The 14974-nt window shown below is 65.6% G+C and carries 13 protein-coding genes; 2 read left to right on the top strand and 11 right to left on the bottom strand.

Features of this window, described 5'->3' with window-relative positions; all coding sequences use genetic code 11:
* Nucleotides 1–181: 181 nt before the first annotated feature.
* From QTI66_RS21800 to QTI66_RS21760, 9 genes are all read right to left on the bottom strand, one after another.
* Nucleotides 182–1891 carry an alkyl sulfatase dimerization domain-containing protein gene (locus QTI66_RS21800; protein WP_286561978.1) on the bottom strand — a complete coding sequence of 570 codons (1710 nt, stop codon included), beginning with the start codon at nt 1889–1891 and terminating at the stop codon, nt 182–184.
* A 22-nt stretch (nt 1892–1913) separates the two neighbouring features.
* Entirely contained in the window at nt 1914–3173 is a 1260-nt protein-coding gene (locus tag QTI66_RS21795; RefSeq protein ID WP_286561977.1) for an MFS transporter, read from the bottom strand.
* Between the two features lie 58 nt (nt 3174–3231).
* The gene (locus tag QTI66_RS21790) at nt 3232–4566 is read right to left on the bottom strand and encodes a DUF1254 domain-containing protein (RefSeq protein WP_286561976.1); all 1335 of its coding nucleotides are present in this window, start codon (nt 4564–4566) and stop codon (nt 3232–3234) included.
* Nucleotides 4567–4830: 264 nt separating this feature from the next.
* Nucleotides 4831–6309 (bottom strand): coniferyl aldehyde dehydrogenase, encoded by a 1479-nt coding sequence (locus tag QTI66_RS21785; protein WP_286561975.1) that lies wholly within the window; start codon nt 6307–6309, stop codon nt 4831–4833.
* 8 nt (nt 6310–6317) lie between these two features.
* A complete protein-coding gene (locus QTI66_RS21780; protein ID WP_286561974.1) occupies nt 6318–6740 on the bottom strand; it encodes a helix-turn-helix domain-containing protein in 423 nt (140 codons plus the stop codon).
* Nucleotides 6741–6790: 50 nt separating this feature from the next.
* Nucleotides 6791–7765: a Bug family tripartite tricarboxylate transporter substrate binding protein gene (locus QTI66_RS21775; protein WP_286561973.1), complete on the bottom strand. Its 975-nt coding sequence runs from the start codon at nt 7763–7765 to the stop codon at nt 6791–6793.
* Nucleotides 7766–7790: 25 nt separating this feature from the next.
* Nucleotides 7791–9419 carry a GMC family oxidoreductase gene (locus QTI66_RS21770; RefSeq protein WP_286561972.1) on the bottom strand — a complete coding sequence of 543 codons (1629 nt, stop codon included), beginning with the start codon at nt 9417–9419 and terminating at the stop codon, nt 7791–7793.
* Nucleotides 9420–9421: 2 nt separating this feature from the next.
* Complete coding sequence (locus QTI66_RS21765; protein WP_286561971.1) at nt 9422–10033, bottom strand: thiamine pyrophosphate-dependent enzyme; 612 nt, start codon at nt 10031–10033, stop codon at nt 9422–9424.
* 3 nt (nt 10034–10036) lie between these two features.
* Nucleotides 10037–10576: a thiamine pyrophosphate-binding protein gene (locus tag QTI66_RS21760; protein WP_286561970.1), complete on the bottom strand. Its 540-nt coding sequence runs from the start codon at nt 10574–10576 to the stop codon at nt 10037–10039.
* Nucleotides 10577–10666: 90 nt separating this feature from the next.
* Here QTI66_RS21760 and QTI66_RS21755 point away from each other — a divergent pair, with 90 nt between their 5' ends.
* Nucleotides 10667–11374, top strand: a complete 708-nt coding sequence (locus QTI66_RS21755) for a Crp/Fnr family transcriptional regulator (RefSeq protein ID WP_286561969.1) — start codon at nt 10667–10669, stop codon at nt 11372–11374.
* Between the two features lie 32 nt (nt 11375–11406).
* Here QTI66_RS21755 and QTI66_RS21750 read toward each other — a convergent pair whose 3' ends face one another.
* A complete protein-coding gene (locus QTI66_RS21750; protein WP_286561968.1) occupies nt 11407–12141 on the bottom strand; it encodes a Crp/Fnr family transcriptional regulator in 735 nt (244 codons plus the stop codon).
* A gap of 125 nt (nt 12142–12266) precedes the next feature.
* On the opposite strand from QTI66_RS21750, the gene QTI66_RS21745 reads away from it, so the two are divergent.
* Entirely contained in the window at nt 12267–14021 is a 1755-nt protein-coding gene (locus QTI66_RS21745; RefSeq protein WP_286561967.1) for an alkyl sulfatase dimerization domain-containing protein, read from the top strand.
* Nucleotides 14022–14375: 354 nt separating this feature from the next.
* On the opposite strand, the gene QTI66_RS21740 is transcribed toward QTI66_RS21745, so the two are convergent.
* Nucleotides 14376–14687, bottom strand: a complete 312-nt coding sequence (locus QTI66_RS21740; RefSeq protein WP_286561965.1) for a polyhydroxyalkanoic acid system family protein — start codon at nt 14685–14687, stop codon at nt 14376–14378.
* Nucleotides 14688–14974: the final 287 nt, after the last annotated feature.

The following is a 14974-nucleotide window of genomic DNA, read 5'->3' as shown; positions in this document are numbered from 1 at the left end:
GCCGACAGGCGGTCCACGTCGGCATAGCTCAGGCGCTGCCCGAATGAGCGGAAAGCCGTCTTGCCCGCGTACTGCTTCATCGCCTGCTCGAGCATGTCGACGATGGAGCTGTACGCGTCGGGGTTGATGTCGTGGGGAACGCTGCCGTAGGAGGCGAGCCAATGTTTCCGGGCCATTTTCTTCAGCCTTTCAGAACTGCAGCGACAAGCGCTTCGTCGCCGCTCGCCTGGATGTCGGCACTGGCCACCAACGCGGCGCCTGTTGCTTCGCGGCCCACCAGCCTGGCCCACGTATCGAAGCTCATGTCGAGCGTCGCGTCTGCGTTCGTGCCGTTGGCGGGTGCGCCGTCCTTGACCACGACGACGCCATTGCGCAGCAGCAGCGTGAAGTCCAGCTCAGGTTGCGTGAAGTGCAGGTGCAGCACCTTCGCGCCATTGGCGCTCAGCGTGGCCGGCAGCTTGAAGCGCAGGCCGTTGACGTAGGTGCGCGGGGGCATCTGCTTGACCATGGTGGGGTTCAGCAGCGTCACCGGCGTCACGTTGGTGTCGCACAGGCCTTCGAGCTCGCGGGCCTGCGTCAGGTACCAGCTGCGGGTGTTGGCCGCGGTGGTGGCCCGGGCCATGGCGCGCAATGCGTCGGCCTTGAGCTGGCGGAACCCGGCCGCACGCGCGCCACCGTTGCGCAGGCCCCAAGTCGCCATCTGCGCGGCCCAGGCGTATTCCTTCTGGTCCATCGAAGCTTGCGCGGCGGTGAAGAACTTGTCTTCGCCACCGGCCAATGCCACGACGCGGCGTGCTTCCTCGGGCTCGGCCACCGGATGCAGTTCGACCGTGTCCTTGCCGAACCAGCCGACCATGCCGGAATAGACCTGGCGCACGTGGTAGCTCATCTCGCCGTAGTGCTGTTGCGTCAGGCGGCCGTTGCGCAGGGACTCCGGCAGTTCGATGGTGTTCGCCAGTTCATCGGGCGACAGGCCGGCATTGATGCCGCGCACGGTCTGGTCGTAGATGTACTGGATGGTGTCGCGGTACTCGGTGATGGCCTGGGCGACTGCTTCGCGTCCGCTGATGGGCACGCCGTGCACGCCGATCAGGTGCTCGGGCTGCAGCTCCAGGATCTTGTCCAGGCCGCGCAGCAACTCGATCGGGTTGCGGAAGACTTCACCGCGCAGCGTGTAGATGTTGAACATCGCCGGCCACGCGATGTTGTTGATGACCGTGCGGCTCTCGGGCAGCCAGATCAGCAGCGTGTCGTCGGTGTCGCCCCAGCAGTCGAAGAACTCGAACTTGACGCCGTCGATCTCGGTCTTGAGGCCATCGGTGGCCTGGTGCGTCGGGCGCACGAAGCCGGGTGTCGGCTTGTACTTGTCGAGCTCGTAGAAGAAGGGGCCGAGGCCGTGGTGGGCCATCGAATCCGGGCCTTCCGGCGGCAGGTGCAGGCCGAACTGGATGGCGATGCGGCGCATGATGAAGGGCGAGAGGTCGCCCACGTTGCGGCTCAGGTTGACCAGCAGGTCGGGGTGCGCCCAAACCGGCACCTTGCCTTCCATCTCGACCGGCACCCAGGTGCGCGAACCGAAGGCGTAGTGGCTGTGCGTGTAGACCAGCGCGGCCAGCGGCTTGCTGCACACGGCGGCGAAGTCGGCCTTCTGCGTCACGGACTGCTCGATGCAGTCGCCCGTGTCGATCACGATGGTGCCGGTCTTGCCTTCGATCATCGTGCTGTTGCCCAGGCACGAGCCGACGTGGCACCAGACGCCCTTGGCCACGGTGTGGACCTTGCGCTCGAATTGCGCGGCGTGTCTGGCGAAGCTGGCGTTGGCGACGTCGCCACGCTTGCCGGTGACCACGTCGACCGGGCCACCCATGTAGGGAGAGAGAGTTGTGTTCATGATGCTTGTCCTTGAATGTCTTTTATCGACGCAGCCTGGCCGCGGAGGCTTCGGGGTCGAGGATGAAGTAACCGATGATTCCACCGATGGCCATCAGGGCGCCGGTCAGTGCGAAGCCGTGCTCGAAGCCGGCGGCTCCCGTGGTCGCCTGGATCAGCCTTCCGGAGATGGCGGGCGCCAGCAGGCCGGCGAGCGAAGCGATGGAGTTGTCCAGCGCCAGCACGGCGCCGCGACGGGACTCGGGGGCCACTTGGGCCAGCATGGCCGGACCAAGGGAGTAGATGGCCGTGGTCAGGCCAAAGGCCAGTGCGAAGAAGCCGATGCGCATCGCGTTGCTGGGACCGTCGAGCATCATCATGCCCATCAGCACGCCACCCACGATGAGCGCGATGCTGGCAAAGCGCGCACGGGCATCGCGTGAACTCCAGCCCTTGGCGAGCAACCTTTGCGACCACCACGACACCAGCAGCACCAGCGGAATGCTGACCGCCACGACCACGCCATAGAGACGCCCCGATGCCACGTTGTCGTAGCCCAGGCCCTTCTGGAAGTAGGCCGGCAACCAGGTGAGCGAAGCGCCCAGGCCCCAGTAGCCCACGAAGTGCAGCATGAAGTTGCCGAGCACGGTCGGGTCCCTGAGCACGCGGCCCATCGGTGCGTCGGTCGCCTTGGCCTTGGCCAGCGCGGCCTTGTCCTTGTTGCCGATCTTGCCTTCGGCACCGACCACGGCCCACACCAATGCCCAGATGACACCGATGGCGGCGAGTGCGTAGAAGCTCCCGCGCCAGCCGTACCTGGCCGTGATCAGCGGAACGGCCAGGCCGGCGATCAGCAGGCCGATGGCGCCACCTTGCGAGAACAAGGCGACCGGCAGGTTGCGCTTGTTGTCGGGGAACCATTTGTAGGCGGCATGGACCGTCACGGGCCATGCCGGGCCTTCACCCGCACCGAGCAGCACCCGCGCGACGATGATGACGGCCATCGACGAACTCAGCGCCATCGGCAACTGGCACACCGACCACGCCAGCGCCATCACCAGCAGCATCCACTTGGTGTTCAGGCGATCGGCGAGGAAGCCGCCGACGATGCCCGAGATGGCGAACAGCCAGAAGAAGCTGCTGCCGATGAGGCCGAATTCGGTCGGGCTGAGCTTGAGCTCTTCCATCATCGGCACGGCCACGAGGCCCACGACGATCTTGTCGGCGAAGTTCACCAGGATGAACAGCGTCAGCATGGTCGCGATGCTCCATGCACGCACCGGCCGATACTCTTGAGTCGTCACGTTGTTGTCTCTATTTCTTGTTGTGGGTGTCGGGGTCCGGCTTGCGGCCGGCGCCGCTTCAGACGCGGCGTACGGCAGGCGGCGCATAGCTCTGGTCCAGCATGTTGGCTCCCGGCAGGTAGGTGCGCAGGAACAGGTTGAAGGCACCCTTCGGCGTGGGCAGCCAGTTGGCTACGCGATCGCCTTCGGGCTGTGCGTGCTGCAGGTAGATCTCCAGCGAGCCGTCGGCGCCGTATTGCAGGCCGGCGGTGTTGCTGGCGATCGAGTAGCGGCCGATCGGGTTGTCCGCGAGGTTGAAGCGCTCGTCGTACAGCGTGATCGACCAGAAGGCCCGCGCTTGCGGAATCTGCTCGCGCTCGAAACGCAGCACGTAGTCGTTGGCGCCGTTGAGCTCGGCGCCGGTGGCGTCGGTGAAGGTGCGCAACTTGGTCGATTGCTCGATCCAGTGCTCGACGATGCCGGAGAAGGCTTGCGGCGCGGCACGGCCGAGGTAGTCGCCCACGGCGCCCATGCGGCCCCAGTTCTTGTCGCCCCAGAACCAGGTGTTGATCACGGGCGTGTCGCCGCCGGACTTGGCCACCTTGGCCAGCAGCGCGGGGCCGTCCTTCAGCGCGCGCTCGAGGCCGCGCTTCGTGGCGTCGTCGAGTTCGTTGAGCGGCATGCGGGCGAAGGGGCCGAGGCCAATGCGGCCGAACTGCCGCATCACGACGTCGTGGCTTGCCGGCGGCGGGTTTTCGCACAGGGCGGCGTGCATCGTGTGGAAGTCCGCAAGCGGCTTGTCGGGGGCCGTGGGCACGAGCACGTTGCGGCGCGGCGCGGCCTCGGTGCCGGCCAGCCAGTTCGACAAGGGCGTGAGCTTGCACAGCTGCTGGATGGCCTGCGCGGCTTCGAGGTCGTCGCCACCGGGCGTGGCCACGCGGGCGACGCCGAACACGCCGGGCGTGGTCGAGCGGATCACGACATCGATGCCGGCGGGCTTTTCACCTTGCCAATCAGGCGCGACGATCAGGCAGGTCTGCGCTGCGCCCTCGTTGACGCTGCCGCCGGCATAGCCCAGCAGGTCGGAATGGAACTCGGCGAGCTGGATGCTCACGTAGCGGTCGCCGCAGGCCGGTGCGCTGAGCACCACGGGCTCGTCCTTCACGTCGATCCAGGCGATGGAATACAGGCCGTCGCGATAGGGCGATCCGCCGTATTGCAGCGTGTGGTCGCCCAGCTTGGTGATGTGGAAGAAGGTGTTGAGCGGCGTGTCGATCTGGCCCTGCGGGCGCATCACCATGCCAAAGCGCAGCTTGGCGTAGTACATGGCCGGGAAGCCGTAGGCATAGGCCTGCATGCCGAGGTGATAGGCATGGTCCTCGCGCCAGTCGATGGCGCTGTCGATTGCATTCATTGCGTGTGTCTCTGCGTTGATCGAGGACGCGCATTGCATTCGTCGCGCGCCATCGGGGTTGAGTGGGTTTCAAGCTGGCAGCACTGCTTGGGGGATCCTGCGTCCAGCGTGCAATGACGCTGGTTTTGTGTCCTGGTGCTGCCCTTCAGAACATGGCTGAAGTTTGAATTCCGGGGGCTTTTGGGTCTGTTAAAAAGCCGACAAGTGCCCTACTGAAAAACCATGACGGGCGGCCCTTGGAGCGCGCCCGGCATCCGCGGAATTTCAGTGCTTTTGCCCGGGACCTCGCAGGCTGTCATCGGCCTTGCCGAGGAAGAACTTCATCGAAAGACGCTGCGCGAGATTGCCGTAGGGCGGGTAGAACAGGTCGACCGGAAAGAAGCGGTGGCGCTTGTACACCGTCTTCGCATGTGACAGCTCTCGAAAGCCTTCCTCGCCGTGGTAGTTGCCCATGCCGGAGTTGCCGATGCCGCCGAAAGGCGCGTCGTGGTTCACTGCGTGCCAGCCCCAGTCGTTGATGGAGACACCGCCGGAGTGGGTGCGCGTGAGCAGTTTCTCGCGCTCGTCGCGGTCGTGGCTGAAGCAGTACAGGGCCAAGGGCCGCTCGCGCTCGTTGATGTAGTGGATGGCTTCGTCCATCGTGTCGTAGGGCACGACGGGCAGCAGTGGACCGAAGAGCTCTTCGGTCATCACCAGCATGTCGGGCGTCACGTTCGTGATGACCTGCAGCGGCAGTGCGCGGCTGCCTGTTGCCGGCGCGGGGCCGCACGATTCGACGCGTGCGCCCTTGGCGCGTGCATCGTCCAGCAGCCGCATGATGCGCTGGTGCTGGCGCTGGTCAACGATCTGGGTGACGTCCGCATGACCCGTGGCCTGTTCCCCGTGCAAGCGCTTGAACGCACGGCGCACGCCCTCGACGAATTCATCGACGTGCTCACGCGGCACCAGCGCATAGTCCGGCGACACGCAGATCTGGCCGGCGTTGGTCGTCTTGCCATGCGTGATGCGCTTGGCCGCATCGGCAACAGGGTAGTTGCGCGTGACCACGGCCGGCGACTTGCCGCCGAGTTCCAGCGTGACAGGCGTCAGGTTGGCCGCTGCGGCGCGCATCACGATCCTGCCCACGGCAGGCGAGCCGGTGAACACGATGTGGTTGAAGGGCAATGTCGTGAAGCCGCTCGGGTCGAGCAGTTCTTCGCCGACCACGGCCACCAGGTCTTCCGGGAAGATTTCGGCGAGCAAAGTCTTCAGGACAGCGTTGGTCGCAGGCGTTGCCTCCGACATCTTGATCATCACGCGATTGCCCGCTGCCAACGCGGCAATCAACGGACCGAGCGACAGGTAGATCGGCAGGTTCCACGGCGTCACCACGCCGACCACGCCCTTGGGCTGGTACATCACCTTGACGCTGTTGGTCATGAAGAGCAGTTCGGTCGAGCGGCGGCTCGGCTTCATCCAGCGCTTCAGGTGCGAGATGCTGTGGTTGACTTCCATCATCGAGCCGAGCAGGTCGAGCATCTTCGATTCGGAGTGCACGCGGTGGCCGAAGTCGCGGCTCATGGCGTCGGCGAGCACGTCCTGGTAGCGCGAGATCTGTCGCTTGATGGCCTTCAGGCGGTCGAGGCGCTCGTGCAGGCTGGGGGAGGGCGCGGCCCGGAAGGCGGCTTGCTGCGTGGCGAAGAGACGCGCGACGCGTTCGTTGGCTTCGTGCGAAGCGGCTGTATGGAAGGGTGCGTTGTTCATGGCGAAGTTCAATCCCGGGACGGGGCTGGTGCGGACGTCATCCGCGCGGAGAAGGCATTGGAGGAGTTCGAAGGCCGCGCCTTGCGCGTGCGGGTGCGATACCAGGACGTGGGCTGGCCCGTCCATTTCCTGAACGCCTTGCGAAAGTTGGACACGTCGGAGAAGCCCAGGCGCCGGGCGATCTCTTCGACGCTCAAGTCGGTCTGTTCGAGGTGCTCGATGGCCACTCGGCCACGCACGCCGTCGACGATCTCGAAGTAGCTGGTGCCGGCTTCGCCCAAGCGCCTGTGCAGGGTGCGCAGCGACAAGCCGAATTGCCGGGCAAGCGGTTCGACGCGCGGGCGGCAATCGGCGCTGCGCAAGCAGGCCTGCTCGATGGCACTGACGAGCGCGTGCTCGCCCGTGCGTTGCGGGTGCAATGTGGAGGACATGGAATTCAGCCGCGGCCGGCGTGGTGGCATCCGGCCGCGGCAAGCAACGCTTATTCGAGGCGGATGTCTGCCGCCTTGACGGTCTCGTTCATCCAGCCCAGGTCGTTGCCGATGAGCCTGGCGAAGGCCGTGGGACCGTCGCTGACCACCATGGTGGTGGACAGGCCGGCAAACTTCTCCCGCACGGCGGGATCGTTGGCCACGGCGGCCAGTTCCTTGCGCAACTGGTCGACGATGGCGGTCGGCGTCCCCGCCGCCGCGGCATAGCCGCTCCAGAACTCGAGCGGCGGCACTTTGAAGCCTTGTTCCTTGAGCGTGGGCAGGTCGGGCATGCTGGCAAGGCGCTGGTCCGAGATCGCGCCCAGCGGGCGAACCATTCCCTTCTGCATGAATGCAGTGGCCGCGGGCAACACGCTCGAGATGAACTGCACTTCGCCTTGCGCCAGCGCAGTCATCGCATCGGGCATGCCCTTGAAAGGAACGTGCGTGGCCTCGATGCCGGCGCTCTTGCAGAACAGCGTGGGCCACAGGTGCTCCAGGCTGCCGATGCCCACCGAGCCGTAGTTCAGCTTGCCCGGATTGGCCTTGGCATAGGCCACCAGATCGGCCATCGACTGGAAGCTCGACTTGGCGGGCACCACCAGCAGGCTGGGCGTGAGACCCGTCTGCGTGATGGGCGTCAGGGCCTTGAGCAGGTCATAGCGCTTCGAGGCCGCCTGCGCCGCCAGCATGCCGGTGTTCAGGGCGATCAGCGTGTAGCCGTCCGCAGGCGCGCTGGTCGTGGCCTGCACGCCGATGACGAAACTGCCGCCCGGCTTGTTGTCGACGACCACCGGCTGGTTCAGCCTCGTTTGCAGGGCCGCGGCAATGATGCGCGTGCCCGCGTCGGCAGCGCCACCGGCCGGCAGCGGCACGATGATCTTGATGGGCTTGTTGGGGTAGGCAGCCTGCGCAAACGCAAGGCCCGGCACGGCGGCCGCAGCAACGGCGGTGGCAATGAATTGACGGCGATGGATATGGGTCATTTGAAGTCTCCGGGTTTTTGTTCTGTCATGCGCCGCGCGTGCCCCGGACCAGGTCCGCACCTTTTTCGCCGATCATGATCGAGCCGGCATTGGTGTTCGACGAAGGCATCGTCGGCATGATGGATGAGTCGATGACGCGCAGGCGCTGCACGCCGCGCACGCGCAGTTGCGGATCGACGACCGATGTTGCGTCGCTGCCCATGCGGCAGGTGCCGATCGGGTGCCACGAGGTCTGGCCGCATTCCTTGATGTACTGCAGCAGGCCGGCGTCGTCCTGGATGTCGATGCCGGGCCGCGTCTCGCGCTTGGTGAAGGGCTGCAAGGCCGGTTGCGACACGATCTTGCGCGCCAGCCGAAGCGTTTCGAGCATGGACGTGATGTCTGCTTCATGCGTCATGTAGTTCGGCTCGATCACGGGGTCGACCATGGCGTCGGTGCCGGCGGTGTGCAGCCAGCCCTTCGATTGCGGGCGCAGCGGGAAGAAGCCGACCGAGAAGCCCGGAAAGGGATCGAGCCCCATGCCCTTGGCGTTGGCGTAGCGATCGCCCGCGCTCAGGTAGTGCATCTGGATCTTGCATTCGGGCCGCGTCTGCTCGGGCCGCGTGCGCGCCTGTGCATGCGAGGAGGTCGACGGCGTGGACATGAAGCCCTTGCGCGTCAGCAGGTAGCCCGCGCCCATCATCATCGTCTTCACCTTGCTGTTGAGCACGTCGTTGAGCGTGATGGGCTTCGTGCATTCAAAGGTGATGCGCGCTTGCAGGTGGTCGCGCAGGTTCTCGCCCACCTCGGGCGCGTCGTGCACCACCGGGATGCCGAGTGCCTGCAGGCGATCGGCCTGGCCGACGCCCGACAGCTCCAGCAATTGCGGCGACTTGATCGGGCCGGCGGACAGGATCACCTCACGGCGCGCGCGGACCCTCTTGAGCTGCCCGCCCTGGCGGTATTCGATGCCGACAGCCGTCGTGCCTTCGAACAGCACGCGCGTGGCATGCGCTTCAACCTGCAGGTCGAGATTCGTGCGGCCTTCGGCCGTGGCCAGGTGGCCCAGCGCGGTGCTGCACCGCTGGCCCTTGCGGGTGGACAGCTGCAAATAGTTGACGCCTTCGAACTGCGCACCGTTGTAGTCGTCGGTGCGCGGAATGCCTGCTTCCTGGCAGGCCGCGACAAAGGCATCCGAGAGCGGATCGGGCTGGTGGATCAGCGGGGTGACGCTGATCGGGCCCGAGCGGCCGCGATAGCTGTCGTCGCCCGCGGTCGTCGATTCGAAGCGCTTGAAGTAGGGCAGGCAGTCCCTGTACGACCAGCCTTCGCAGCCGTGCTGGCTTTCCCAGTTGTCGTATTCCTTCGGATCGCCGCGCACGAAGATCATGCCGTTGACCGAACTCGATCCGCCGGGCATCTTGCCGTGCGGCCAATAGACCTGCTGGCCGACGAGGCCCTTCTGTGGCACGGTCTTCGACGGCCACACATAGCGCGGGTCCTGGAGGATCTTCGCGACGCCCACGGGCGTGCGCACCCAGAAGTCCTTGTGGTTGGCTGCGCCGGCTTCGAGCAGCAAGACCCGGGTGTTCGGGTCTTCGCTCAGGCGGGTGGCGACGACGGCGCCGGCCGAGCCGGAGCCGACGACGATGTAGTCGTATTCAGCGGGCGTCATGCTCAACCCTTCAGATAGGCCTGCAAGGCGCGGGCTTCCTGGCCCATGCGCTGGAACTGCATGTCCGGCATCTCGGCCTGCTCGAAACCGGGGCCGGTCTGTTGCGGCATCGGGTCCACCATCAGGTCGACCAGTGCCGGGCCGTCATGGCCGAGCAACGCGCTGAAGCGTTCGGGCCACGCCGCCGGGTCTTCCAGCGTCTCGGCGTGGTGGTAGCCGGCATTGCGCGCCGCTTGGGCGAAGCTAAAGCCCGAGTGCGGCGAGTTGATGTTCGCCAGCCCGGTGAATTGCGTGCCGTTGTGGATCACGATGTGCAGGAAATTCTTCGGCGCCTGCACCGCGACGGCGTTGAGGATGCCCAGCTCCATCAGCAGGCTCGCGTCACCGTCCACCACGATCACGCGGCGATGCGGTTGCGCCAGTGCCAGGCCCAGGCCAATGCCGGCCGAGCCGCCCATCAGCGGCACGGCATTGATGCGGTTGGCGGGCTTGGGCAGGCCCTGGCTGGCCTCGATGCGGTCGAGCACAAACATGGCGCCCATGGTCGAGACCAGGAGCGAATCGGCGGGGCGCAGCTGCGCGATGGCGCCGCAGGCTTGGATCATGTTCATCATGGTTCAGCTCCAGGCCAAAGGTGCGGAAACGAGCACGACGACGGCGTTGCCGGTCTCGGTGGCTTGCGCGTACGCCTTCTCGATGCAAGGCAGGTCGGCTGCGGAATCGAGCCGGTGAAAGGGAATGCCCAAGGTGTCGAGCATCGGCTCCATCAGGCGGACCATGGTCCTGCGCGACGACGTGGCGGGCTCGCCGAAGTTGTCGAACTCGCGGCCGAACTGGCCCACCATGAGCACGAGCGGAATCCCGGAATCGAGACACACCGCGCGCAGCGTGTTGATGCAGTTGTAGAAGCCCTGGTTCTGCATCACGACCACGGGGCGCTGGCCGCCGAGCGTGAGGCCGGCCGCAATGGTCACAGCCTGGTTCTCGTTGCAGGTGTTGATGAGCGAGAAGCCTTCTTCGCCTGCTTCGAGGCGGGCGTGCATGGCGAGTTGCACCCAGTCGGGCACGGTCACCACGTGCCCGACGCCGCATTGCCGCAACGCAGCAATGCAGCCCGATGCCGGCACCGCGTGGTCTTTCAATAAGTTGTCTGTCATAGTTCTGGCGTCCTGTGAATGGGGCGAAGTTTGAATTTCCGGACCCTTTGGCGTCTGTCCAAAATCCGACAAGTGCTCTAGTAAAAAACCATGACATCGCAACTATTGGCCGCCATCGAGACCATCCAGCGGGTGTCGTGGTTCGCGGACCTGGACCCCGTGGTGGTCGAGCGGCTCGCCGAGCATTGCCGGCCTTGCCACCTGCGCACCGGCGAGGCGTTGGCGCGCCGCGGAGACCCGCAGACGCAGATGTATTTCGTGCGCTCCGGCAGCCTCGAGATCGGCATTCACGGCCGCGACGGCAAGCGGCACGTCACGCGTTGCCTCATGCCGGGCGAGGTGTATGGACTGATCCCGGCGCTCGACGGTGGCGGCGCCGTGCATGACGCGCAGGCGCACGAGCCGACCGAACTGCTGCAGCTTTCAGGTGAGGTGCTGCTGTCGGAATTGCAGACGCAGCCATCGCTGGCCTTGCGCCTCTTGCACCTGCTGTGCGGACGCTCTCGCCAGCTCTACGAGATGTTCGCGTTCCAGCAGTTGCTGTCGCTGCATGCCCGGGTGGTTCACCTGATCATGATCCTGGCCAACGTCGAATCGCAGCAGCATGCGGCGGCGCAGCGCGACATCGAGATCCTCATGACGCAGAGCGAACTGAGCGACATGCTCGGCGTGAGCCGACAGAGCCTGAGCGTGGAACTGAAGAAGCTCGAGCACCAGGCGCTGATCCGCATCGCGCATGCCAAGGTCGTGGTGGTCGACCCCGGCGGCCTGGCGCGTCACGCCAGCGCGCTGATCTGAGCTGAGCGCCCGCGCGGCACGCCGGCAAGCCCTCAGGGACCGTCCAGCATCTTGCTGCACTCCGCCTGCAGCGCGGCGAGGTCCAGCACGTCGATGTGCGAATGCTCGATGCGGATCAGTCCGCAATCCTCCATGTCGCGCAGCTCGTTGTTGACGCTCTGCCGCGTGGCGCCCAGCAGGTCAGCCAGGTCGGATTGCGGCAGGCGCAGGGCAATCGTCCATTCCTTGCCGCGCTGGAGCCCGAAGGAGTTCACGAGCTCGAGCAACTGTTGCGACAGACGCTCGCGCAACGAATGCAGCATGCCTTCGGCCACCAGGTCGTACAGGCGCCGTGAACGTGAGGCCAGCTGGACCTCGAAGGCGATGTGCAGCATCGGGTCGGTGGCGCGCTGGCTGCGCACCACCTGCGCCGGCATCCTGAGAACGACCGAAGGCACGTGCGCCACCGTGTCGTGCACCACGCCCCCGCCGTCGACGAAGGGCAGGATGCCCACCAGCATGCCGGGCAGGATGAAGGTCAGCAGATGGCGCCGGCCCTTGCCGGAGGCGATGCTCGATTCGAGCGCGCCCTCGACCAGCAGGATGAGTGCATCGCAAGGATCGCCGCGCCGCAACAGCACCTCGTTCTTCCTGAGCCGCACGAATCCGGCGCCTTCGAGCAATGCATCGATGGTCGGCGCGGGGCACTGGTCGAAGCCGGGTGCCTGCTCCAGCAAGCGCCGGGCAAGCACGCGGTAAGCGCTGCTGGATTCGAAATCTGTCGGCATCACGACAGTATTGCAGCGCCCGGATGTGCACGCCAGCGGGTGCGCCTCGACACTTGCGCCACGCCCCGGGGCCGACCCGCCGGGCGACATGACATTCAACGCAAATATCCACAGGAGACAAGAACATGACCGATCTTTCCGGCACCACCGTCGCCCGCTACATGGGCCCCGCGCCCGAACGCGTGAGCACCCGCACTGGCGCCGTTGTCGCCAAGGACATGACTTCACTCATCGGCAAGACCGTTGCCGCCGAGCCGAAGATCATCAAGGTGCGCGAGGGCGTGCACTGCTTCGTCGGCGGCAGCCTGGTGATCCGCACGATCATCGAGGCGCCCGAAGGCCTGGTGATCTACGACACGGGCGACGACATCGAGGACGGCGAGCGCGCACTCGTGGCGATCCGCCAGATCAGCGACAAGCCGATCAAGGCCGTCATCTACAGCCACAACCACTATGCCCACGGCACCAGGCCCATCATCGAAGGGCAGGGCGACGTGATGATCATTGGCCATCCGTCGGTCAACCAGAACTTCGAGGTGCTGAGCGCCGGCTTCGCAACGGGCGGCACCTTCCCCGAGGCAGCCCCGGTGCTGGCTTCGCGCTTCATGCTGCAGTTCGGCTCGTACCTGCCGGCCGACGGCCCGGACTCGCGCTTCCTGGGCGGCATCCCGAAGATCAGCGAAAAGGGCACCGTGCTCGCCAACCGCCTGGTGGCCCACGACGGCGAGACCTTCGACGTGGCCGGTCTGAAGATGCAGTTCTTCACCAAATACTTTTCCGACTCCGAAGACACGCTGAGCGTGTGGATCCCGGAACTGGGCGTGGCACTCAACAATTTCGTGTGGCCTACGCTGCCCAACTTCTACACCCTGCGCGGCGACGTGTTCCGCACGCCGCACGAGTGGATGGCCGGCGTGCGCGTGTTGCGCGACCTGGGCGCCACGTACCTGGTCAACACCCACGCGCTGCCTGTCGTCGGCAAGGAAGAGGTGCAGGGCACGCTGGAGCGCTACATGGACGCCATCAGCTTCCTGATCGACCAGACCATGCGCGGCATCAACAAGGGGCTGGGACCGCGCGAGCTGCGCGAGTTCGTGCGCCTGCCGGACGTGCTGCGCGACGAGCCGCACAACGCGGAGATCTACGGCGAGTTCAACTACTTCCCCTCGCACATCTACAACCACATCTTCGGCTGGTTCGACGGTGATGCGGCCAACATCCACCGCCTGCCGCCGCAGGAGGAAGCGCGCCGCATTGTGCGCGGCTTCGGCGGCGCGGCCGTGGTCGAGCGCCAGGCGCGCGAGGCGCTGGAGCAGAACGACGAAGTGCTGTGGTCGCTGCAGCTGATCAACTGGCTGCTGAGCGCCGATCCCGAAGGTGCCGACGTGCAGGCCCTGCGCCTGCTCAAGGCCAGGGCGCTGCGCGAGATGGCGTACCGTGCCTCGGGCACGATTGCGCGTCACTTCTGCCTGGCCCAGGCGCTGGAGCTGGAAGGCAAGCTGCAGATCCCGACAGCGATCCTGCCCAGCGTGCAGGACGTGCTGGCCGCGGAGCCGGGCCGCTTCGTGTCGTTCCAGCGTGTGCGCCTGGATCCGGCCAAGGCCGGCAACCAGCAAGTGACGCTGCGCATCGTGATCGAGGACAAGGGCCAAGCCTTTGCACTCGCCGTGCGCCACGGCGTGGCGGAGTTCCGCGAAGGCGAGAGTGCGATTGCAGGCAAGGCCGATGCGGAACTGCGCCTGTCGCACCAGTCATGGGCCGAGATCTATACGGGCAAGACGACGGTTGCTGCGGCCCTGCAGAGCGGCGCCGCCAAGGCGGACGACAACGCCAAGGTCAAGGCCTTCTTCGCCATGTTCGATCCGGCCGTTGCGGCCTGATCCCTTTCTTGCGATTGGCTGTCAAATCTTCTTGCGTGACCTCGGCTCAGTCAGCCCAATCGCCCAGTGCATGGGCGAGGGCAGCCTGAACGGTCATTCGCTGGCCTTCCTCGCGTAGCCGATGCACATCTGCAGCAGGGAGGCTGGCGTGCACGCGTGGAACGGTTTGCGCATGGAACTGGCCATGAGCAGGGGTCAGGCATGAATTTCCTGCCGACGCGCTTGCAAGCTTGCGCGAGGCAGCGAGCAGCCTTGCAGCGGCGCGAGGTTTCCCGCTCAGGAACGCCGATACGCCGCCATGCAAACCAGATGACTTGCGCCCGGAAATCGTCCTGCACCGCTGCACAACCTGCGCTACTGCTTTGTCAGTAGCAGTTGTCCCATTTTCTGAAGCCTGTTCTTGAGGCCGCTCGCGAGGACGCCAAGGACGCCGGGCAGTTCAATCTCCATCGTGACCGTGGCATCGAGGACCTGGATGGCGCCGGAGACAGTCTGGCCCAGCGCCGCGACGCTGAAGATGAGCCGGTCGCCCTCCCAGCGCTCGCTGGGGGCCCCGCTGCTGCCGGGCAACAGGTTGATGATCTTCGCGAAACCGCCCTCGATGCGACGTCGCGCCTCGGCGCGGCCGAGTTGATGTGGAATGCTGACGATGATGGGCGATGCCATGCGTATAGGGTGCAGCGAATCGACGCACCGGGCAAGGGCCTGCAGGGGGCACGGGGCAGTTCCGAGCCAGTCGCCTCACCCGCAATGCCTGACTGTTGCCACGCAATCGGCAGCTTGGGCACGAGGACGCCGGCCGCGATCGCAATTCGATGTAACCAATCGAAACGCGGCGTTATTTTTTGCTTGAGCCACGCGCCGCTGCCTGCAATGATGGCCCGCTCGTCAGACGTACTTTGGACCACCGCATGGCCACTCCGTCCCAAGCTCGCAGTACATCCATCTTGCGA

Origin of the sequence: Variovorax brevis (genome assembly GCF_030317105.1) — a bacterium.
Lineage (GTDB): Bacteria > Pseudomonadota > Gammaproteobacteria > Burkholderiales > Burkholderiaceae_C > Variovorax > Variovorax brevis.
The sequence above is the reverse complement of the archived record's forward strand: the minus strand, read 5'-3'. Positions and strand labels throughout refer to the sequence as shown.

Bases quoted from the DNA above. Each gene is read 5' to 3' on its own strand.
- QTI66_RS21790 (WP_286561976.1), bottom strand. From the start codon at position 4,566: ATGAATGCAATCGACAGCGCCATCGACTGGCGCGAGGACCATGCCTAT.
- QTI66_RS21785 (WP_286561975.1), bottom strand. From the start codon at position 6,309: ATGAACAACGCACCCTTCCATACAGCCGCTTCGCACGAAGCCAACGAA.
- QTI66_RS21740 (WP_286561965.1), bottom strand. From the start codon at position 14,687: ATGGCATCGCCCATCATCGTCAGCATTCCACATCAACTCGGCCGCGCC.
- QTI66_RS21750 (WP_286561968.1), bottom strand. From the start codon at position 12,141: ATGCCGACAGATTTCGAATCCAGCAGCGCTTACCGCGTGCTTGCCCGG.
- QTI66_RS21780 (WP_286561974.1), bottom strand. From the start codon at position 6,740: ATGTCCTCCACATTGCACCCGCAACGCACGGGCGAGCACGCGCTCGTC.
- QTI66_RS21745 (WP_286561967.1), top strand. From the start codon at position 12,267: ATGACCGATCTTTCCGGCACCACCGTCGCCCGCTACATGGGCCCCGCG.
- QTI66_RS21800 (WP_286561978.1), bottom strand. From the start codon at position 1,891: ATGAACACAACTCTCTCTCCCTACATGGGTGGCCCGGTCGACGTGGTC.
- QTI66_RS21775 (WP_286561973.1), bottom strand. From the start codon at position 7,765: ATGACCCATATCCATCGCCGTCAATTCATTGCCACCGCCGTTGCTGCG.
- QTI66_RS21765 (WP_286561971.1), bottom strand. From the start codon at position 10,033: ATGATGAACATGATCCAAGCCTGCGGCGCCATCGCGCAGCTGCGCCCC.
- QTI66_RS21755 (WP_286561969.1), top strand. From the start codon at position 10,667: ATGACATCGCAACTATTGGCCGCCATCGAGACCATCCAGCGGGTGTCG.
- QTI66_RS21760 (WP_286561970.1), bottom strand. From the start codon at position 10,576: ATGACAGACAACTTATTGAAAGACCACGCGGTGCCGGCATCGGGCTGC.
- QTI66_RS21770 (WP_286561972.1), bottom strand. From the start codon at position 9,419: ATGACGCCCGCTGAATACGACTACATCGTCGTCGGCTCCGGCTCGGCC.